The organism is Pseudomonas sp. GW822-FHT07A10 (assembly GCF_058798795.1).
On record NZ_JBXAKV010000007.1, the window covers coordinates 77,671 to 98,133 of the forward strand.

Consider the following 20,463-nt stretch of genomic DNA (forward strand, 5'->3'; position numbering starts at 1 on the left):
TATGTTCCTACAAAGCCAATGGCGCCCTTTCGCACAAGGTGCTCAGCGCCCGCGCCCACTGTGGCTCATCGTTGAGGCAAGGCACCAGCACCAACTCCTCCCCTCCTGCCTCGCGGAATTGCTCCTTCCCGCGATCACCGATCTCCTCCAGCGTCTCGATGCAATCGGCAACGAACGCCGGGCACATCACCAGGACTTTCTTCACACCGCTTTTGGCCAACTCGTCGAGGCGAGCTTCAGTGTAGGGTTCTATCCACTTGGCCCGGCCCAGACGCGACTGAAACGATACCGACCACTTGCCGTCCGGTATGCCCACACGTTTGGCAAACTCTGCGGCCGTGCGCAGGCACTGACCGCGGTAACAGGTCGCGACCACTTCCGGTGGCGCACCGGCGCAGCAATCGCCGCCACCCTCGAAGCTGTGCCCCGGATTGAGCTTTTTCAGGTGACGCTCCGGCAAACCGTGGAAGCTCAGCAGCAGATGATCGAAATCCTGTTGCAGATAAGGCCTGACACTGGCCACCAACGCGTCGAGGTATTCCGGCTGATCGTAGAACGGCTGAAGAACCGAGAACTGCACGTCGAGCTTTTTATCGCGCACCACGCGCTTGGCTTCTTCGATCACCGTGGTCACGGTGCTGTCGGCGAATTGCGGATAAAGCGGTGCCAGGGTCACTTTCTTATGCCCCTGGGCAGCCAACCGCACCAGCGCAGACTCAATGGACGGCTCGCCGTAGCGCATCGCCAGTTCAACAGGCCCGTGAGCCCACTGCCGGGTCATGGCCTGTTGCAGGCGACGGCTGAGCACCACCAGTGGTGAGCCCTCCTCCCACCAGATCGACGCGTAAGCGTGAGCCGATTGTTCCGGGCGCTTGATCAGAATCAACGACACCAGCAAACGCCGCACCGGCCAAGGCAGGTCGATCACATACGGGTCCATCAGAAATTGATTGAGGTAACTGCGCACATCCGCCACCGAGGTGGAGGCAGGTGAACCCAGGTTGACCAGAAGCAATGCGTGATCGGTCATGCAACGTCCTATTTCAGAGGCGGCCGGACAGATCGTCCAATGCCGCGCGCAAATCAGTGAACCGGAAAGTGAAACCCGCTTCCAGCAAGCGAGCCGGCATCGCCTTCTGCCCCCCCAGCAACAACAATGACAACTCGCCCAGTCCGACCTTCAAGACGAGAGTCGGCATCGGCATGAACGCGGGACGATGCAACACGTCACCCAACGTTTTGGCGAATTCGCGATTGCGCACCGGTTTGGGCGCGCAGGCATTATAGGGACCGCTGGCCTCATTGCGATGCAGAAGAAAATCAATCAGGGCGATTTGATCTTCGATATGAATCCACGACATCCACTGCCGACCGCTGCCGATCGGCCCGCCCAGCCCCAGTTTGAACGGCAACAACAGCCGCGACAAAAAGCCGCCCTCGGCGGACAACACCAACCCGGTACGGATGAGAACCACGCGAATGCCCAAGGCCTCGGCACGTTGCGCGGTTTCTTCCCAGGCGATGCACAACTGGCTGGCGAAATCATCGATGACCGGTGGCGATTGCTCGGTCAACTCCCGCTCGCCGCCGTCGCCGTACCAACCGATCGCTGAACCGGAGATCAGCACCTGCGGTTTCTGCTCTCGACTTTCGAGCCAGGCCAACAGGGTTTCAGTCAGGGTGATCCGGCTGCTCCACAACAGCGCTTTGCGTTTGTGGGTCCAGAGCCGATCGGCGATCGGCGCCCCCGCAAGGTTGACAATTGCATCCACCGGTTCTGGCCCAAAATCCTCAAGCCGTGCGATTCCCCGTACCTGAGTGCCGCAGATTTTGGCGACTTTAGCGGGCGTGCGACTCCAGACCGTGAGGTGATGTCCCTGACTCAACCAGTGTCGGCAGAGCTGACGTCCTATCAAACCAGTACCGCCGGTCAGCAATATGTGCATGACATCTTCCTCGCGTGGCGTTTTACCCGGATCACTAGTCTATTTTTATAAGCAGGGATCTTTGGTATCGGGCAGGTTCTGTGTTTAACAATAGGCCAAGCTCTCAGAACGAGAACGCTAAAAGTTATACCAAAAAACAATATTGTACAGGTTTGAACCACGGCGTAGTCTGTACAGAAAGGCAAACGAGGCCCCTATGACTGTACCTATCGCAATCATCGGCACCGGCATCGCCGGACTCTCAGCCGCCCAGGCCCTTACGGAGGCCGGGCATGTCGTTCATCTGTTCGATAAAAGCCGCGGCAGTGGCGGACGCATGTCAAGCAAGCGCAGCGATGCGGGTGCTCTGGACATGGGCGCGCAATATTTCACTGCCCGCGACCGTCGCTTCGTCACCGAAGTCCAGCGCTGGCAAGCCAACGGTTGGGTCGCCGTGTGGACACCGCAGCTCTATACCTACCACGGCGGCCAACTCAGCCCCTCGCCGGACGAACAGACACGCTGGGTCGGCACGCCGCGTATGAGCGCCATCACCCGTGCGCTGCTCGGCGACCTGGAAGTGCAGTTCAGCTGCCGGATCACCGAGGTCTATCGTGGTGAAGAGCACTGGCATCTGCAAGACGCCGAAGGCTTCACCCACGGGCCGTTCAGTCATGTGGTGATTGCCACGCCAGCCCCTCAGGCGACCGCGCTGCTGCCCGCCGCGCCGAAACTCGCCGGGGCCGCCGCCGGGGTAAAAATGGAGCCGACCTGGGCGGTCGCCCTGGCTTTCGACACACCATTGGATACCCCGATCGAAGGCTGCTTCGTGCAGGACAGCCCCCTCGATTGGCTGGCGCGCAACCGTAGCAAACCGGGACGCGACAACACCCTCGACACGTGGGTGCTGCACGCCACCAGCGCCTGGAGCCGGCAGCATATCGATCTGTCCAAGGAAGCGGTGATCGAGCAATTGCATGGTGCCTTTGCCGAACTGCTACACGACGCCATGCCTGCACCGACTTTCAGCCTCGCTCACCGCTGGCTTTACGCCCGTCCGGCCAGCAGCCATGAGTGGGGTGCCCTGGCTGATGCTGATCTGGGCTTGTATGTATGCGGTGACTGGTGCCTGTCCGGCCGTGTCGAAGGCGCCTGGCTCAGTGGCCAGGAAGCGGCCCGCCGTCTGCACGAACACCTGCAGTGAACCGCCTCGATTCGAGCACATTGCTGCTGTCGACACGGACAGCAGCCCTGAAAAAACCTATACAAAAAAATTGACTTGTACACCTTTGAATCTATGCTGAACGAATGTTGTACAGATTTAACAATCCGTACAGGTCTGGATTCGAGGTGCCCCGATGCCTGCACAATCAACGACCCCACCCAAAATCGCCATCAGCGCCTGCCTGATGGGGGCCGAGGTGCGCTACAACGGCGGGCACAAGACGTCACGGCTGTGCAGCCACATCCTTTCCGATTATTTCGATTTCGTCCCGGTGTGCCCGGAAGTTGCCATCGGCCTGGGTATCCCTCGCGAACCGATCCGCCTGGTCGGCAACCCTGAACATCCGCAGGCGGTCGGCACGGTCAACCCTGAAAACAACGTCACCCGGCCGCTGGCCGAATATGCTCGGAAAATGGCTTTGGAACTGGGCGACATCTGCGGCTATATCTTCATGCAGAAATCCCCTTCGTGCGGTCTGGAGCGGGTCAAGGTCTACCACGCCAACGGCGCGCCGGTGGACGGCGGTAGCCGTGGCATTTACGCCCGGACCTTCTGCGCGCTGCATCCCGATTTGCCGGTGGAGGAAGAAGGCCGGCTCAACGATCCGGTGCTGCGGGAAAACTTCCTTACCCGCATATTCGCCTACAGCGCCTGGCAGCAGTTGCTGCAAACCGGCCTGACCCGGCGCGGCCTCACGGATTTTCACTCGCGCTACAAATACCTGTTAATGGCCCACAACCCGGTGCAATACAAAACCCTGGGAAACCTGCTCGGCAATATGGGCCGGACCGACCCTGAAGTCATCGGCCCGCGCTATTTCAGCGAGCTGATGGCGGCCTTGAAAAAATGCGCCACGCGCCGCACCCACACTAACGTCCTGCAACACCTCAGCGGCTATCTCAAACAGGCCATCAGCACTGAAGACAAACAGGAAGTGCAGCATGTGATCAGCCAGTATCGTCACGGCATCGTGCCGCTGGTGGTACCGCTGACGTTGCTCAAACACTACTTTCGCCAGCACCCGGATCCATACATTGCGCAACAGGTTTACCTGCAACCGCACCCGGAAAACCTCAGCCTGCGAAACGCAATCTAATGAAAACCCCACCGGACACCAGCGCCAGCGAAGACCTCGGCACCGACTTCAAAAAGGCCCTGGACGCAGGCTGGCTGCCCATCCGTGAAGTGGCCCGGCAGACCGGGGTCAATGCCGTCACCTTGCGCGCCTGGGAACGGCGCTATGGGCTGATCGTGCCTCAGCGCACTCCCAAGGGGCATCGGCTGTTCTGTGCCGAACACGTTCAACGCATCCTGACGATCCTCACCTGGCTCAATCGCGGCGTGGCGGTCGGTCAGGTCAAGCAACTGCTCGACACGCCTCAGGTACTTGCCGAGCCCGTCGGAAACGATTGGCTGGTGTTGCGCCAAACACTGCTGCAAGCCGTTACCCAACTGGCCGAACGCACCCTTGATGACACGGTGAACCAGGCGATGGCGCTGTATCCGCCACGCACCTTGTGTGAACACCTGTTGATGCCGTTGCTGGCGGAACTGGAGCAACGCTGGCAAGGCCAGTTCGGCGCGCAGATGGAGCGGGTGTTTGTCTATTCCTGGTTGCGCAGCAAATTCGGCGCAAGGGTCTATCACAACAACCGTCAGTTGCGCACCGCGCCGCTGCTGCTGATCAATCACTCTGACCTGCCTCTGGAGCCTCATCTATGGCTCACCGCCTGGCTGATCAGCAGCACCGATTGCCCGGTGGAAGTTTTCGACTGGCCACTCCCGGCGGGCGAACTGACGCTGGCGGTCGATCACCTGCAAGCCCGCGGTGTACTGCTGTATTCCAGCAAAGCCATGAATCTTGCAAAATTGTCGAAACTTTTGAATGGCGTCAGTTGCCCAAAAATGATCGCCGGTCCAACGGTGTGCATCCACCACGCCGACTTGACCGCAAAAAACACCGCCATTGTTGATTTGATCCTGGCCGATAACCCGTTATCGGCCCATCTGGACCTGATTCAGCGCGGGCTCATTTAATGAATCGTACGGATACGACCATGCAATTGATCTGGCTGCGCAGCGACTTGCGTCTGCACGACAACACCGCCCTCTCGGCCGCCGCAGCCCGTGGCCCGAGTGTGGCGGTGTATTTGCTGAGCCCGCAGCAGTGGCTTGCGCATGATGATGCGCCGTGCAAAGTGGATTTCTGGCTGCGCAACCTCGGCGAATTACGTCGCGCGCTGGACGCCCTGAACATCCCGCTGCTGATTCGCCAGGCGCCCCGCTGGGATGAGGCGCCCAAGGTTCTGCTCGAACTGTGCCAGCAGTTGAAGATCGACGCGGTGCACGTCAACGAGGAATACGGCATTCATGAGACCCGCCGTGATGCGGCGGTGGCCCAAGCGCTGAAAGCCCGGGGCATCGACTTTTACAGCCACCTCGATCAGCTGCTGTTCAAGCCAGGCACCGTGCTCACCAGAACCGGAACCTACTTCCAGGTCTTCAGCCAGTTTCGCAAGGTCTGCTACGAACGCCTGCACGCTTCATTGCCCGGATTGGTCGCTGCACCCGCCCTTCAGGCTCCATTGGATATCAGCAGCGACGAACCGCCCTCCCGTGTCGAGGGTTTCGATTCTCCCAACGACAGCTTGCGTGCCCTCTGGCCAGCCGGTGAAACCGAAGCCCGGCGCCGCCTCGACACCTTTGTCGACGCCCAGATCGACTATTACCACAGCGAACGCGACTTCCCGGCAAAGCCCGGCACCAGCCAGCTCTCGGCCTATCTCACCGCCGGGGTGATTTCCCCTCGTCAGTGCCTGCACGCCGCGTTGCGAAGCAATCAGGGCGAGTTCGAAAGCGGCAAGGTCGGCGCCATCACCTGGATCAACGAGCTGCTGTGGCGCGAGTTCTACAAACACATATTGGTGGGCTACCCCCGTGTATCACGGCACCGCGCCTTCCGGCCGGAAACCGAAGCCCTGGTCTGGCGTGACGCCCCGCAAGAACTCAAGGCCTGGCAGCAAGGCCGCACTGGCCTGCCGATCATCGATGCCGCCATGCGCCAATTGCTGGAAACCGGCTGGATGCACAACCGTCTGCGCATGGTGGTGGCGATGTTCCTGACCAAGAACCTGTTGATCGACTGGCGTGAGGGCGAGAGCTTCTTCATGCGGCACCTGATTGATGGCGACCTGGCGGCGAACAATGGTGGCTGGCAGTGGAGTTCGTCCACCGGCACTGATTCGGCGCCCTACTTCCGGATTTTCAACCCGCTGAGCCAGTCGGAAAAGTTCGATGCACAAGGGGTGTTCATCAAGCACTGGTTGCCGGAGCTCAACGAAATGAACAATAAAGACCTGCACAATCTGGCCAATCTCGGCGGATTGTTCGGCGTGAGGGGCTATCCGTCGCCTATCGTCAATCTGAGCACTTCCCGTGAACGGGCCCTGGCCGCGTTCAAGAACCTGCCATCACGACAGGGTTTATCGCCACCGTCATTAAATTGATGCTGCAGCGTTGCGTCATGAACACGGAATTGAGCCAGGGAAATATTGGGTAAATAAGGGGATTGGGATGAGTCGTACACCTCCAAGGCGATACTGGTTGACCGGCGCCAGCAACGGTATTGGTGCTGTGCTGGCTGAAGAAATACTGAAAACCGGGGCTCATCTGGCGGCCAGTTCCCGCTCGGAGGCATCACTGATATCCCTGTCTGAGCGCTATCCCGGTCAAGTGCTGGTGGTCGCAGGCGATTTGACCAACAGCCAAAGGGTGCGCGAAATCGGTGAGCAGATTGCGCAGGAATGGGGCTCTCTGGACACCATGATCCTTAACGCAGGCACCTGCGAATACGTCGACGCCAATCAGCTCGACTCGTCAATCATCGAACACATCATGCGTACCAACTTGCTTGCCAGCAGTTATTGCATCGCAGCCGCCCGGCCCTTGCTGCAGGCGGGCACTGCGCCGCATCTGGTGGGCATTGCCAGTTCGGTGACCTGGTTACCCCTGCCGCGGGCCGAATCCTACGGCGATTCAAAGGCCGGGTTACGTCATCTATTCGAGTCGTTGCGCATCGACATGGCGCCGGAAAACATCGAAATGACCGTGGTCAGCCCAGGATTTATCGATACGCCTCTGAACGACGGCGTCCCGATACATCTCGACTGGTCGGCAGGCCAAGCCGCGCGATACCTCCTCGACATGATCAAGAATCGTCCACTGGAATTCTCCTTGCCGGAGCTGCTCATGCCTGTTCTTTGGCCCCTGCCGCAACAAACCGACCGGGCGGGGCTGGCAATCGACGAACAAGCGCGAAACAAGCCGCCGATCAAAGATATGCCGTGAAGCCTGAGCGTCTGTCAGGCCTTTTACACAGCGTGGGCCCACTGCCTTACACTGCGCGCCATGAAAACCATTCCCCACACGCAAGTCACCGAGCCTGCGGTCACCTGCTCGACCTGCGCAGCCTGCTGCTGCCAGCTTGAAGTGATGTTGATCACTGACACCGGCGTGCCCGAACGTTTTATCGATACCGATGATTGGGGTGGTGAAGTCATGCTGCGACTGGATGACGGCTGGTGCGCCGCACTGGATCGCAACAGCATGATGTGCACCATCTATGAAAAGCGTCCGCTGATCTGCCGGGAGTTCGAAATGGGCGCACCGGAATGCATCACCGAACGCCAGGGGATTGCGACGGCGTATCGCTGAGATCGAAGTCACCCGATGCCATGTGAGAGCCCCCGCTACAGGTAGCTCCCACATCCAAACATTGCAGGCTTACAACGGCATCGTGTAATGCAATGCGTAGCTTTCTACACCGTCGTTCGGGGTACTGATCCCGGCATTGGAGTAGTGGGTGGCGCGAATCCCGACTTCATGTCCGCCGGCAAAGCGCAGACCAAATCCGAAACGGTCTTCGAACTGAAAGGCACTGCCGAGCTTGTTATCTTCGTATTCGGTGTTGGCAAACACCGCGATACCGATACCCGCTTCGACGTAGGGCTTGATGGTCTGACCGGCAAACTCGTACACCAGCACCGGCGAGAACGACAAACTGTGATTGCTCGCCGTTTTGTCGCCATCCCAGTAGGTGTAAGCGCCGCTCCAGTAGCCGGTCAAGCGGCCAACATCACTCTGCAACCAGCTCTTGTCCCAATCGAACTGCATGCCCAGTCGATAGGTCATGGTCGAATCGCTAGTCTGGCCGACCCCGAACTCCACCCCTGCCGCCTGCGCGGTAAAACTGTGCCCCATCAATGCGGTCGCAATCGCGGCCAAACAGAATAGTCGCTTCATTAGAAACATCCTTTTCCGAACAATTTAGTATGGTTTTTATGCTGCACAACAAACAAAGCTATAGAAGTCACCGTTTAATCAGAAGCTCACCCCAATTATCCGTTTGCTACGCGTCTCTATCTTTCGAAGCTTCGCACAACCCCAGACATATTCCACAGGATCGGCAAGATATTTCTGAAATGCTCTGGGTCCGCACTCGACCAGAACTGTGCGGGGCGAGCAGGCCCCTCGGCCAGCAATTCTCGCTCGGCCAGCAGACGCTGGAGCTGCCGCGCCACAGCAGCACCGGTATCGATCAAGCTGATGTTTTGCGGGAGCATCTGCTTTAGCAGCGGCTTTAAAAAGGGATAATGCGTACAGCCCAGAATGATCGTATCTGCACCTGCAGCCAGCAGCGGCTCGACATACCCTCGCAGCAACTGACGCAATGTCTCGCTGTGCAGATCGCCATTTTCAATCAGCTCCACCAGCCCGGGGCACGGCTGAGTAATCACCCGTACATCGGTGGCGAAACGATCGAGCAAGGCAGCAAACTTGGCACTCTGCAAAGTACCGGTGGTGGCGAGCACGCCAACCACACCGCTGCGCGTTGCCGCAGCGGCCGGTTTAACCGCAGGCTCCATGCCGACGATAGGCCACTCGGGATAATCGCGCCGCAAGTCCGCAACGCCGGCCACCGTCGCGGTGTTGCAAGCCAGCACCAGCGCCTTGGCGCCTTGCTGCTGAAAGAACTGCGCCATGACACTGCAACGCTGGCGGATGAATGCCGGGGTTTTCTCGCCGTAGGGAATATTCCCGCAATCGCCGAAGTACAACAGAGACTCGTTTGGCAGCAACTGCTGGATCTCGGCCAGCACGGAGAGTCCACCGACGCCGGAATCGAACACAGCAATCGGCGCTTCACGCATGGCGCGACCCGCAGACGCTGCAGCCTGGATCACGCTTGACCCGCAATTCACGGAAGCGTGAGCCCAAGGCATCGATCAATAACAGGCGCCCCACCAGCGGCTCGCCGAACCCCACCAGCAGTTTCAGCGCTTCCAGTGCCTGGAGGCTGCCGACCAACCCGACCAAAGGACCGACGACGCCCGCCTCGCTGCAGGTCAACTCGGCCTCGCTGCCGTGCCCGTATAAACAGTGGTAGCACGGGCTCTCTGGACGACGCGGGTCGAACACCGACAATTGCCCTTCCAGGCGAATCGCCGCACCGCTGACCAACGGCTTGCGCGCAGCCACACACGCAGCGTTGACCGCCTCGCGGGTGGAAAAATTGTCGGAACAGTCCAGCACCAGATCCACCGAGGCAACAGCGGCGGCCAGTGAGTCCTCGTCCAATGCAGTGCGATGGGCGATCAGCTGAATCTCTGGATTGATCGCGGTCAGGCGACGGATCGCCGAATCGACCTTGCTCAGGCCGACGCTGTCGGTGTCGTGAACGATCTGGCGTTGCAGATTGGTCAGGTCGACCGTGTCGAAGTCCGCCAGATGCAACTCACCGACACCAGCTGCGGCCAGGTACAGCGCAACCGGCGAACCGAGGCCACCGAGACCGATAATCAACACACGGCTTTCTTTGAGCCGTAACTGGCCGTCGATGTCGACGTGTTGCAGCAGAATCTGCCGGCTGTATCGCAGCAATTCCTGATCATTCAGCACGGCAAGCGCCCCAGACTGATGCGTTGGTGACCGCCCAGATCGGTGCGGCTATGGACTTCTTCAAAGCCGCGGGTCAGCAGCAAATCGCACACTGCGCAGGCTTGATCGTAACCGTGTTCGAGCATCAACCAGCCACCCGCTTCAAGATAATCCGGTGCCTGGGCGACAATCAGACGCAAATCGTCGAGCCCATCGACACCCGCCACCAAGGCACTGGCCGGCTCAAAGCGTACGTCGCCCTCCACCAGATGCGGATCGGTCGAAGCGATGTAGGGCGGATTACTGATGATCAGTTGAAAGCGCTGGCCCTCCAGGGCACTGAACCAATGACTGCTCAACACCGTGGCATTGTTCAGGTTCAAGCGCTGACGATTGCGCTCGGCCAGGGCCACGGCTTCCAGCACGCGATCCACGGCGGTGACCTTCCAGGCCGGACGCTCGCTGGCCAGCGCCAGGGCGATGGCACCACTGCCGGTGCCCAGATCGAGCACCTTGGCTGGGGTGGCCGGCAACAGTTCCAACGCCGCTTCCACCAGCAATTCAGTGTCGGGACGCGGAATCAACGTGTGGGGCGCGACTTCCAGGTCGAGCTTCCAGAAGCCTTGCTGACCCAGAATATAGGCCACTGGCTCACCGCTGCGGCGGCGCTGCAAGTACTCGGCAAACTTCAGTGCCGCTTCACTCGGGACGATACGCTCAGGCCAGGTGTGCAGAAAGCTGCGGGACTTTCCCAAGGCCGCCGCCAGCAGCAATTCGGCATCCAGACGCGCGGTGGGCGAATCAGGCAAATCGGCGGCGCGCAGCAAACTGGCAATGATCGTCATTTACTCACCTATCGCTGCCAATTGATCGGCCTGGTACTCGGCCAGCAACGGTTCGATCACCGCATCCACGCCGCCCGCAAGAATTTCGTCGAGCGAATACAGCGTCAGGTTGACCCGATGGTCGGTGACCCGGCCTTGGGCGAAGTTGTAGGTACGAATCCGCTCGGAGCGGTCACCGGAACCGACCAGCAATTTACGCTCGCTGGCGATGGCATTGGCCGCGGCACTGGTCTGCTGGTCGTTGAGCTTGGCCGACAGCCAGGACATCGCCCGGGCGCGGTTCTTGTGCTGGGAACGTTCTTCCTGGCACTCGACGACAATACCCGACGGCAAGTGCGTGATACGAATCGCCGAGTCGGTCTTGTTGACGTGCTGACCACCGGCACCGGAGGAGCGATAGGTGTCGACCCGCAGATCCGCCGGGTTGATCTCGATGGCTTCCTGCTCATCCGGCTCGGGCAATACCGCCACGGTGCAGGCCGAGGTGTGGATGCGACCTTGAGATTCAGTGGCCGGAACCCGCTGCACACGGTGCGCACCGGATTCGAACTTCAGTTTGCCGTAGACGTTCTCGCCTTCGACACGGGCGATAACTTCTTTATAGCCACCGTGTTCGCCTTCGTTCTCCGAGAGAATCTCTACCCGCCAGCCACGCCGCTCGGCATAGCGCGAATACATGCGGAACAAGTCGCCGGAGAAAATCGCCGCTTCGTCACCGCCGGTGCCCGCGCGGATTTCCAGGAACACGTTACGACCGTCGTTTGGATCCTTGGGCAGCAGCATGCGTTGCAGGCTGGCTTCGAGCTCGATCAATCGCTCCTTGGCTTCGCGGACTTCCTCCACGGCCATTTCACGCATGTCCGGGTCGCTGTCCTTGAGCAGTGCCTGTGCGCCTTCGAGGTCGCCCTGCACTTTAAGCAGCTGTTTATAGGTGTCGACGATCGGCTCGACCTCCGCGTATTCCTTGGAATAGGTGCGGAATTTGTTCTGATCGGAAATGACTTCGCCATCGCCAAGCAGGGCGGTCAATTCCTCGAAACGGTCCTGGAGGATGTCCAGCTTATTGAGCAGTGACGCTTTCATTGCGGTTTCTTATCCGAAAAGCTATCCGATGAGCCCTCACCGAGGGCAAAGAGTTCCTGGGCCATGGCCAGCGCATCGAGGCGGCCTTCGGCAGAGAGCTTTTTCAATTGCACGCTCGGGGCATGCAAGAGTTTGTTGGTCAGGCCACGGGCCAGTTGCACCAGCACGTCCTCGGCACTGCTGCCGTTGGCGAGCATGCGCTGGGCCTTCTGCAACTCTTCGTCGCGCAGGCGCTCGCTTTGTTGACGATAAGCCTTGAGCACATCCACCGCCGCCAGTTCGCGCAGGCGAACCATGAAATCTTCGGCACCGACCGACACCATCTCTTCGGCCGCCTGGGCAGCGCCCTGACGGCTCTTGAGGTTTTCGGCGACCACTTCGTGGAGATCGTCGACGCTATACAGGTAAACGTCATCCAACTCGCCGACTTCCGGCTCGATATCCCGAGGAACGGCGATATCCACCATGAAGATCGGCTTGTGCTTGCGCAATTTCAAGGCGCTTTCCACTGCGCCTTTACCGAGAATCGGCAATTGGCTGGCAGTGGAACTGATGACGATATCGCTGCGCACCAGTTCTGTCGGGATATCCGAGAGCAACACCGCGTGGGCGCCAAACTGCTCGGCCAGGGTGCTTGCGCGCTCCAGGGTGCGGTTGGCGACCACGATTCGCTTCACGCCCAGCTCATGCAGATGGCGGGCGACCAGGGTGATGGTCTCGCCGGCGCCGATCAACAAGGCCTGGCTGCGTTGCAAATCACTGAAAATCTGTTTCGCCAGGCTGACCGCGGCAAACGCCACGGACACCGGGTTTTCGCCGATGGCGGTATCGGTTCGCACCTGTTTGGCCGCATTGAACGTGGCCTGGAACAGCCGCCCGAGCAACGGACCGATGGTGCCGGCTTCGCGAGCCACAGCATAAGCCGACTTCATCTGACCGAGAATCTGCGGCTCGCCCAACACCAGCGAATCGAGCCCGGAAGCGACCCGCATCATGTGACGAACTGCCGCATCATCTTCATGCACATAAGCGCTCGCACGCAGCTCGTCGAGGCTCAAATGATGATAATCGGCCAGCCAGCGCAGCACGATGTCAGCCGAAAGGTGATCCTGTTCTATATACAGTTCACTGCGATTGCAGGTGGAGAGGATCGCAGCTTCGCGGCTGTCGGTGAGTCGGCAGAGCTGCTGCAAGGCCTCAACCAGCTGCTCAGGGGTAAAGGCCACGCGCTCGCGGACGTCTACTGAAGCAGTCTTGTGGTTAATACCGAGTGCAAGGAAGGCCATTCAAGGTCGCTGATGGTGACGTGAAGCCGACAATTGTCCTACTTCGACAGAGCCAGAACAACCACTCGATATCTATCGTCCCGGTTGACGCTGCCGAAGCTGCGATCCGTTCTCGTTTACACCAGCACCAGGCCTGCCGGGATTGCGTGTGCGGGTAAATTGGCCGGGCGGTTATGTTTGGCCGAAGGCTTGTGTCATGATGATCCGACCGCAGGTTAGTCGTCCTCTTCCCTATATGAATAGATCTTCCGCGTTGCTCCTTGCTTTTGTCTTCCTCAGCGGCTGCCAGGCCTTGGCACCCGTTTCGTCGGACGGTACGCCGCCGGTCGAAGACAGCACTCCGGCGCCTGAAAAGCCCAAGGTTTACAGCTCGTTCAGCGAAGAAACAGTCTTCAGCCTGTTGAGCGCCGAACTGGCTGGCCAGCGCAATCGTTACGACATTGCCCTGGACAACTACGTGACCCAGGCCATCAATACCCAGGATCCGGGCATCTCCGAGCGGGCATTTCGTATTGCCGAATACCTGGGCGCCGATCAAGCGGCCCTCGACACCTCGCTGATCTGGGCAAAAAACGCCCCGAACGATCTCGAGGCGCAACGGGCGGCGGCCGTGCAACTCGCCCGCGCCGGGCGTTACGACGAATCCATGGTTTATATGGAAAAAGTCCTGCAGGGCAAAGGCGACACGCATTTCGACTTCCTCGCCCTGTCCGCGGCCGATACCGACCAGGAAACCCGCAACGGCCTGATGAAAGGTTTTGACCGTTTGTTGCAGCGCCACCCGCACAACAACCAGCTGATTTTCGGCAAGGCCTTGCTGTTGCAACAGGATGGCGACGCCAAAGGCGCGCTGACCCTGCTCGAAGACAACCCGCCGGAAGAAGGCGAAATAGCGCCGATTCTGCTGCGCGCACGCCTGCTGCAAGGGCTCAGCCGTGGCGATGAAGCCTTGCCGTTGCTGCAAAAAAGCATCAAGAAATACCCGGACGACAAACGCCTGCGCCTGACCTACGCGCGCATGCTGGTCGAACAGGACCGCATGGACGACGCCAAGGTCGAGTTCTCGAGCCTGGTGCAGCAATACCCGGAAGACGACGAACTGCGTTATTCGTTGGCCCTGGTCTGCCTGGAAGCCAAGGCCTGGAACGAAGCAAAAGGTTATCTGGAAGACTTGATCGCCAGGGAAAGCCACGTCGACTCGGCGCACCTGAACCTTGGGCGTATCGCTGAAGAGCGTAACGACCCCCAGGGCGCGCTGATCGAGTACGCCCAGGTCAGGCCCGGCAACGATTACCTGCCAGCGCAATTGCGTCAGGCCGATATTCTGATGAACAACGGCAGGACCGCCGAAGCCCAAAGCCGTCTGGCGGCCCAGCGCGACGAGCAACCCGATTACGCGATTCAGTTGTACCTGATCGAAGTCGAAACCTTGTCGGCCAACAAACAGGGCGACAAGGCCTGGAACGTCTTGCAGCAGGCCCTGCAGAAATTCCCGGATGATTTGAATCTGCTGTATACCCGAGCCATGCAGGCGGAAAAACGCAATGACCTGGCGCAGATGGAAAAAGACCTGCGACTGATCATCAAACGCGACCCGGACAATGCGATGGCGTTGAACGCCCTCGGCTACACCCTGTCCGACCGCACCACACGCTACGCCGAAGCCAAGGCCCTGATCGAACAAGCGCACCAGTTGAACCCGGAAGACCCGGCCGTTCTCGACAGCCTCGGCTGGGTGAATTTCCGCCTGGGCAACCTCGACGAAGCCGAGCGCTATTTGCGCCAGGCGCTGGAGCGCTTCCCTGATCAGGAAGTTGCCGCTCATCTGGGCGAAGTCCTGTGGGCCAATGGCAAACAACGCGAAGCCAAACAAGTCTGGAGCAAGTTCCTCAAGGAGCAGCCCGACAGCCCTACCCTGCGCAGCACCATCAAGCGCCTGACCGGATCAGAGACTCTTTAAAATTATGTTTTTGCGCCACATCATCGTTTTCAGCTTCATCGCCCTGCTCGCCGGTTGCGCGGGCTTCAGCGCCCGCGAATCGGTCGGGGGGCACGGCAACCCGGCCCAATGGCGCGAGCACAAACAACAACTGAGCAACCTCGACGGCTGGCAGATCAACGGCAAGATCGGTATCCGCGCGCCAAAAGATTCGGGCAGCGGCACCCTGTTCTGGCTGCAACGCCAGGATTACTACGACATCCGCCTCTCCGGCCCACTGGGTCGTGGCGCGGCCCGCTTGACCGGGCGCCCCGGCAAAGTCTCGCTGGAAGTGGCCAATCAGGGCCGTTATGACGCGTCGACTCCGGAAGCCCTGGTCGAAGAACAACTGGGCTGGAAATTGCCGGTGTCCCATCTGGCGTGGTGGGTTCGCGGTCTCCCGGCCCCGGACAGCAAAAGTCGTCTGACCCTGGACGTCGACAGCCGCCTGGCCAATCTTGAACAGGATGGCTGGCAGGTCGAGTACCTCAGTTATGCCGAGCAAAACGGCTATTGGCTGCCCGAGCGGATCAAACTGCACGGCACCGACCTTGATGTCACGCTGGTGATCAAGGACTGGCAACCGCGCAAACTGGGGCAATGACGATGACTGCCCCACGCCTGACACTGCCCTCGCCCGCCAAACTCAACCTGATGCTGCACATCCTCGGTCGCCGTGAAGACGGTTACCACGAGTTGCAGACGATTTTTCAGTTTCTCGATTACGGCGATGAAATCACCTTCGCCGTTCGCGACGATGGTGTGATTCGGTTGCACACCGAATTCGCCGACGTCCCTCACGACAGCAACCTGATCGTCAAAGCCGCAAAAAAACTCCAGGAGCAATCCGGTTGTTCGTTGGGCATCGACATCTGGATCGAAAAAATCCTGCCCATGGGCGGTGGAATCGGTGGCGGCAGTTCAAATGCGGCGACCACGTTGCTGGGCCTCAATCATCTTTGGCAACTGGGCTGGGATGAAGACAGGCTGGCCGCGCTGGGTCTGACGCTTGGCGCCGACGTCCCGGTTTTCGTGCGTGGCCACGCGGCTTTCGCCGAGGGCGTGGGGGAGAAACTCACGCCTGTAGAACCCGAGGAACCGTGGTATCTGGTGCTTGTGCCGCAAGTATCTGTAAGTACAGCAGAAATTTTTTCAGATCCGCTGTTGACACGTAACACTCCTCCCATTAAAGTGCGCCCCGTTCCCAAGGGAAACAGTCGAAATGACTGCTTACCGGTGGTAGCAAGACGTTATCCAGAGGTACGTAACGCCTTGAATTTGTTAGGTAAATTTACCGAAGCAAAACTCACCGGAACTGGAAGTTGTGTGTTTGGGGGCTTCCCAAGCAAAGCTGAAGCTGATAAAGTCTCGGCCCTTCTTACAGAGACCCTTACAGGGTTTGTGGCAAAAGGAAGCAACGTTTCGATGTTGCATCGCAAGCTGCAAAGTCTGCTCTAAAAGGAATCGGGTACTGGGTACTCGTAGCAACAGATACAGGGGCGTCGCCAAGCGGTAAGGCAGCAGGTTTTGATCCTGCCATGCGTTGGTTCGAATCCAGCCGCCCCTGCCATTTTCCTATACTCATCCAGGTTACCCTCAGCCTTCAGGTACTGCGCGTGTCCAAGATGATGGTCTTTACGGGGAACGCTAACCCCGATCTGGCTCGGCGTGTTGTACGTCAGCTGCATATCCCTCTCGGCGACATCTCTGTCGGTAAGTTTTCCGACGGCGAAATTACAGCCGAGATCAATGAAAACGTCCGCGGTAAAGATGTCTTCATTATTCAGCCGACTTGCGCTCCGACCAACGATAACCTGATGGAACTGGTAGTGATGGCTGATGCCTTCCGCCGCTCCTCGGCTACTCGTATCACTGCTGTTATTCCTTACTTTGGTTATGCCCGTCAGGATCGCCGTCCGCGTTCCGCACGTGTGGCTATCAGCGCGAAAGTCGTTGCTGACATGCTTACCGTAGTCGGCATCGACCGTGTTCTCACGGTTGATCTGCATGCTGACCAAATCCAGGGTTTCTTCGATATTCCGGTAGATAACATCTACGGCTCCCCGGTACTGGTGGATGACATTGAAGATCAGCGCTTCGAAAACCTGATGATCGTGTCCCCGGACATTGGCGGCGTCGTGCGTGCACGGGCTGTTGCCAAATCCCTGGGCGTGGATCTCGGGATCATCGACAAACGCCGTGAGAAAGCCAATCACTCTGAAGTGATGCATATCATCGGTGATGTCGAAGGGCGTACCTGTATTCTGGTCGATGACATGGTCGATACCGCCGGCACTCTGTGCCACGCGGCCAAGGCCTTGAAAGAGCATGGCGCTGCCAAGGTTTTCGCCTACTGCACGCACCCTGTGCTGTCGGGTCGGGCGATCGAAAACATTGAAAATTCCGTGCTGGACGAGCTGGTGGTGACGAACACCATCCCGCTGTCCGCTGCAGCACAAGCCTGTGCGCGTATCCGCCAACTGGATATCGCACCGGTAGTTGCCGAGGCGGTCCGCCGCATCAGCAATGAAGAATCGATCAGCGCGATGTTCCGTTAAGGGCCCTGCCCTTTTCATTACATCCTGTTGACGAAAAGCGCCCCGCCCCGGCATTCATGTCGGGGCGGGGCTTTTTTGCCCATATCGCCTTTAGCGCTGGTCGCAAACGCTGGGGCGAATGTGGTTATTTTGGAGATACAACATGAACGATTTTACTCTGAATGCTGAAGTGCGTTCCGACCTGGGGAAAGGTGCGAGCCGCCGCCTGCGTCGTCTCGCAAGCCTGGTTCCAGCTGTAGTTTACGGTGGCGAAAAAGCCCCTGAATCCATCAGCATGCTGGCTAAAGAAGTTGCCAAACTGCTCGAAAACGAAGCGGCTTACAGCCACATCATCGAGCTGAACGTTGGCGGCACCAAGCAAAACGTAATCATCAAGGCTCTGCAGCGTCACCCGGCCAAAGGCCACGTGATGCACGCTGACTTCGTACGCGTAGTTGCTGGCCAGAAGCTGACCGCTATCGTTCCAGTGCACTTCATCAACGAAGCTGCTCCGGTGAAGAAAGGCGGCGAGATTTCGCACGTTGTTGCTGAAATCGAAGTGTCCTGCCTGCCGAAAGACCTGCCTGAATTCATCGAAGTTGACCTGGCTAACGCCGAAGTCGGCTCGATCATTCACCTGTCCGACATCAGCGCTCCTAAAGGCGTTGAATTTGTTGCTCTGGCTCACGGTAACGACCTGGCTGTTGCCAACGTTCACGCTCCACGTGTTGCTCCAGAAGCTGCAGAAGGCGCTGCAGAGTAAATTCACTCTGTACGCCGGAGTGACCGGTAACATCGCGGACTAGAGCGTAGCGAGAAAGCGGGCGAGAACGCGGAGTTTACATAATGGTAAATGAGCACTTGTCGTCCACTTTCGCCGCACTCCCTGATGGCGGCGATGTTATCCACCACTTCAAGGAAGGGCCCCTATCGTGACTGCCATCAAACTGATCGTTGGCCTGGGAAATCCAGGCGCTGAATACGAACAGACCCGGCATAACGCAGGGGCCCTTTTTGTTGAGCGCATCGCGCAGGCACAGGGTGTCAACCTTGTGGCCGATCGTAAATATTTCGGCCTGACCGGGCGCTATTCGCATCAGGGTCAGGATGTTCGTCTGCTGATTCCCACCACCTACATGAACCGCAGCGGCCAGGCCGTAGCGGCACTTGCCGGCTTCTTTCGCATAAAGCCGGAAGAGATTCTGGTGGCGCATGACGAACTCGACCTGCCTCCGGGCGTCGCCAAGCTCAAGCAGGGCGGCGGCCATGGCGGTCACAACGGGTTGCGCGACATCATCGCGCAACTGGGCAATCAGAATACGTTCTACCGCCTGCGGCTTGGCATCGGCCACCCGGGCGTCGCCAGTATGGTTTCAAATTTCGTCCTGGGTCGTGCGCCACGCGCCGAACAGGAAAAACTCGATGCCAGCATCGACTTTGCCCTCGGCGTGCTGCCGGATATCCTCGCCGGGGAATGGAACCGCGCGATGAAAAACCTGCACAGCCAGAAGGCCTGACTCTAATCCGAGGGGAAACACCATGGGATTCAATTGCGGCATCGTCGGCCTGCCTAACGTCGGCAAGTCCACCCTGTTCAACGCCCTGACCAAGTCCGGGATCGCGGCCGAGAACTTCCCCTTCTGCACCATCGAGCCCAACAGCGGTATCGTGCCGATGCCGGATCCGCGTCTGGAAGCCCTGGCGGCCATCGTCAAGCCCAAGCGCATCCTGCCGACCACCATGGAATTCGTCGACATCGCAGGCCTGGTGGCCGGCGCCTCGAAAGGTGAAGGCCTGGGCAACAAGTTCCTCGCCAACATCCGCGAGACCGATGCCATCGCCCACGTGGTCCGCTGCTTCGAAGACGAGAACGTGATTCACGTCTCCAATAGCGTCGACCCGAAACGCGACATCGAAATCATCGACCTGGAACTGATCTTCGCCGACCTCGACAGCTGCGAGAAGCAACTGCAGAAAGTCGCTCGTAACGCCAAGGGCGGTGACAAGGACGCAGTGGTCCAGAAAGGCCTGCTTGAGCAGCTGATCGCTCACTTCACCCTGGGCAAGCCTGCGCGCAGCCTGATGAAGAACATGAGCACCGACGAGAAGCAGGTGATTCGCGGTTTCCACCTGCTGACCACCAAGCCGGTCATGTACATCGCCAACGTCGCTGAAGACGGTTTCGAGAACAACCCGCTGCTGGACGTGGTCAAGGCCATCGCCGAAGAAGAAGGCGCCGTGGTGGTTCCGGTCTGCAACAAGATCGAAGCCGAAATCGCCGAACTGGAAGACGGCGAAGAGAAAGACATGTTCCTCGAAGCCCTGGGCCTCGAAGAGCCCGGCCTGAACCGCGTAATCCGCGCCGGCTACGAAATGCTGCACCTGCAGACCTACTTCACCGCCGGTGTCGAAGAAGTCCGTGCCTGGACAGTCCGCGTCGGTGCTACCGCACCGCAAGCCGCCGGCGTGATCCACACCGACTTCGAAAAAGGCTTCATCCGCGCCGAAGTCATCGCCTATGACGACTTCATCCAGTACAAGGGCGAAGCCGGCACCAAAGAAGCCGGTAAATGGCGCCTGGAAGGCAAGGACTACATCGTTAAAGACGGCGACGTGATGCACTTCCGTTTCAACGTCTAAAGAGGAAC

Annotated in this window: 21 protein-coding genes and 1 tRNA gene; 14 read left to right on the forward strand and 8 right to left on the reverse strand. The window is 59.1% G+C overall.

All coding sequences use genetic code 11. The features are described 5' to 3' along the window. Positions 1–7: 7 nt before the first annotated feature. Both hemH and AC1RL4_RS13895 read right to left on the reverse strand, forming a co-directional pair. Positions 8–1,030, reverse strand: a complete 1,023-nt coding sequence (gene hemH, locus AC1RL4_RS13890; RefSeq protein WP_019582380.1) for a ferrochelatase — start codon at positions 1,028–1,030, stop codon at positions 8–10. A gap of 13 nt (positions 1,031–1,043) precedes the next feature. Next, positions 1,044–1,946, reverse strand: coding sequence for a TIGR01777 family oxidoreductase (locus AC1RL4_RS13895; RefSeq protein ID WP_019582381.1), 903 nt, complete (start codon positions 1,944–1,946; stop codon positions 1,044–1,046). Between the two features lie 196 nt (positions 1,947–2,142). Here AC1RL4_RS13895 and AC1RL4_RS13900 point away from each other — a divergent pair, with 196 nt between their 5' ends. The 6 genes from AC1RL4_RS13900 (at position 2,143) to AC1RL4_RS13925 (ending at position 7,863) form a co-directional block, all read left to right on the forward strand. Then, positions 2,143–3,129, forward strand: coding sequence for an NAD(P)/FAD-dependent oxidoreductase (locus AC1RL4_RS13900; RefSeq protein ID WP_019582382.1), 987 nt, complete (start codon positions 2,143–2,145; stop codon positions 3,127–3,129). A 154-nt stretch (positions 3,130–3,283) separates the two neighbouring features. Further along, a complete protein-coding gene (locus AC1RL4_RS13905; RefSeq protein WP_028939861.1) occupies positions 3,284–4,246 on the forward strand; it encodes a YbgA family protein in 963 nt (320 codons plus the stop codon). Continuing rightward, a complete protein-coding gene (locus tag AC1RL4_RS13910) occupies positions 4,246–5,187 on the forward strand; it encodes a MerR family transcriptional regulator (RefSeq protein WP_019582384.1) in 942 nt (313 codons plus the stop codon). Before AC1RL4_RS13905 ends, AC1RL4_RS13910 begins: the two co-directional genes overlap by 1 nt. A gap of 20 nt (positions 5,188–5,207) precedes the next feature. After that, positions 5,208–6,656, forward strand: a complete 1,449-nt coding sequence (phrB, locus tag AC1RL4_RS13915) for a deoxyribodipyrimidine photo-lyase (protein WP_096481093.1) — start codon at positions 5,208–5,210, stop codon at positions 6,654–6,656. Positions 6,657–6,723: 67 nt separating this feature from the next. Beyond that, on the forward strand, positions 6,724–7,497 hold the full coding sequence (locus AC1RL4_RS13920) for an SDR family NAD(P)-dependent oxidoreductase (protein ID WP_230173905.1): 774 nt from the start codon (positions 6,724–6,726) through the stop codon (positions 7,495–7,497). Positions 7,498–7,557: 60 nt separating this feature from the next. Next, on the forward strand, positions 7,558–7,863 hold the full coding sequence (locus AC1RL4_RS13925) for a YkgJ family cysteine cluster protein (protein ID WP_019582387.1): 306 nt from the start codon (positions 7,558–7,560) through the stop codon (positions 7,861–7,863). Positions 7,864–7,932: 69 nt separating this feature from the next. Here AC1RL4_RS13925 and AC1RL4_RS13930 read toward each other — a convergent pair whose 3' ends face one another. The 6 genes from AC1RL4_RS13930 to hemA form a co-directional block, all read right to left on the reverse strand. Next, entirely contained in the window at positions 7,933–8,451 is a 519-nt protein-coding gene (locus tag AC1RL4_RS13930) for an acyloxyacyl hydrolase (RefSeq protein ID WP_019582388.1), read from the reverse strand. 116 nt (positions 8,452–8,567) lie between these two features. Further along, positions 8,568–9,359 carry a glutamate racemase gene (gene murI / locus AC1RL4_RS13935; RefSeq protein WP_019582389.1) on the reverse strand — a complete coding sequence of 264 codons (792 nt, stop codon included), beginning with the start codon at positions 9,357–9,359 and terminating at the stop codon, positions 8,568–8,570. Then, complete coding sequence (locus AC1RL4_RS13940) at positions 9,352–10,107, reverse strand: molybdopterin-synthase adenylyltransferase MoeB (RefSeq protein ID WP_019582390.1); 756 nt, start codon at positions 10,105–10,107, stop codon at positions 9,352–9,354. The genes murI and AC1RL4_RS13940 overlap by 8 nt, the downstream gene beginning before the upstream one ends. Beyond that, positions 10,101–10,931, reverse strand: a complete 831-nt coding sequence (gene prmC / locus AC1RL4_RS13945; RefSeq protein WP_028939864.1) for a peptide chain release factor N(5)-glutamine methyltransferase — start codon at positions 10,929–10,931, stop codon at positions 10,101–10,103. Before prmC ends, AC1RL4_RS13940 begins: the two co-directional genes overlap by 7 nt. Next, the gene (prfA, locus tag AC1RL4_RS13950) at positions 10,932–12,014 is read right to left on the reverse strand and encodes a peptide chain release factor 1 (protein WP_007939759.1); all 1,083 of its coding nucleotides are present in this window, start codon (positions 12,012–12,014) and stop codon (positions 10,932–10,934) included. It lies immediately after the preceding gene. After that, positions 12,011–13,300 carry a glutamyl-tRNA reductase gene (hemA, locus tag AC1RL4_RS13955; protein WP_007939757.1) on the reverse strand — a complete coding sequence of 430 codons (1,290 nt, stop codon included), beginning with the start codon at positions 13,298–13,300 and terminating at the stop codon, positions 12,011–12,013. Before hemA ends, prfA begins: the two co-directional genes overlap by 4 nt. A gap of 235 nt (positions 13,301–13,535) precedes the next feature. Here hemA and AC1RL4_RS13960 point away from each other — a divergent pair, with 235 nt between their 5' ends. The 8 genes from AC1RL4_RS13960 to ychF all read left to right on the forward strand — a co-directional run bounded on the left by AC1RL4_RS13960 (position 13,536) and on the right by ychF (position 20,455). Then, a complete protein-coding gene (locus AC1RL4_RS13960) occupies positions 13,536–15,260 on the forward strand; it encodes a tetratricopeptide repeat protein (protein WP_230173902.1) in 1,725 nt (574 codons plus the stop codon). A 4-nt stretch (positions 15,261–15,264) separates the two neighbouring features. Next, positions 15,265–15,882 carry a lipoprotein insertase outer membrane protein LolB gene (gene lolB / locus AC1RL4_RS13965; protein WP_019582393.1) on the forward strand — a complete coding sequence of 206 codons (618 nt, stop codon included), beginning with the start codon at positions 15,265–15,267 and terminating at the stop codon, positions 15,880–15,882. A gap of 2 nt (positions 15,883–15,884) precedes the next feature. Further along, a complete protein-coding gene (gene ispE / locus AC1RL4_RS13970; protein ID WP_026331940.1) occupies positions 15,885–16,736 on the forward strand; it encodes a 4-(cytidine 5'-diphospho)-2-C-methyl-D-erythritol kinase in 852 nt (283 codons plus the stop codon). A gap of 37 nt (positions 16,737–16,773) precedes the next feature. After that, positions 16,774–16,848: transfer RNA gene (locus AC1RL4_RS13975), tRNA-Gln, on the forward strand. 46 nt (positions 16,849–16,894) lie between these two features. Next, complete coding sequence (locus tag AC1RL4_RS13980; RefSeq protein ID WP_003171603.1) at positions 16,895–17,836, forward strand: ribose-phosphate pyrophosphokinase; 942 nt, start codon at positions 16,895–16,897, stop codon at positions 17,834–17,836. A gap of 142 nt (positions 17,837–17,978) precedes the next feature. After that, complete coding sequence (locus AC1RL4_RS13985) at positions 17,979–18,578, forward strand: 50S ribosomal protein L25/general stress protein Ctc (RefSeq protein WP_018929567.1); 600 nt, start codon at positions 17,979–17,981, stop codon at positions 18,576–18,578. A 169-nt stretch (positions 18,579–18,747) separates the two neighbouring features. After that, on the forward strand, positions 18,748–19,332 hold the full coding sequence (gene pth / locus AC1RL4_RS13990; protein ID WP_019582395.1) for an aminoacyl-tRNA hydrolase: 585 nt from the start codon (positions 18,748–18,750) through the stop codon (positions 19,330–19,332). Between the two features lie 22 nt (positions 19,333–19,354). After that, positions 19,355–20,455 carry a redox-regulated ATPase YchF gene (gene ychF / locus AC1RL4_RS13995; protein WP_018929566.1) on the forward strand — a complete coding sequence of 367 codons (1,101 nt, stop codon included), beginning with the start codon at positions 19,355–19,357 and terminating at the stop codon, positions 20,453–20,455. The last annotated feature ends 8 nt before the right edge of the window (positions 20,456–20,463 follow it).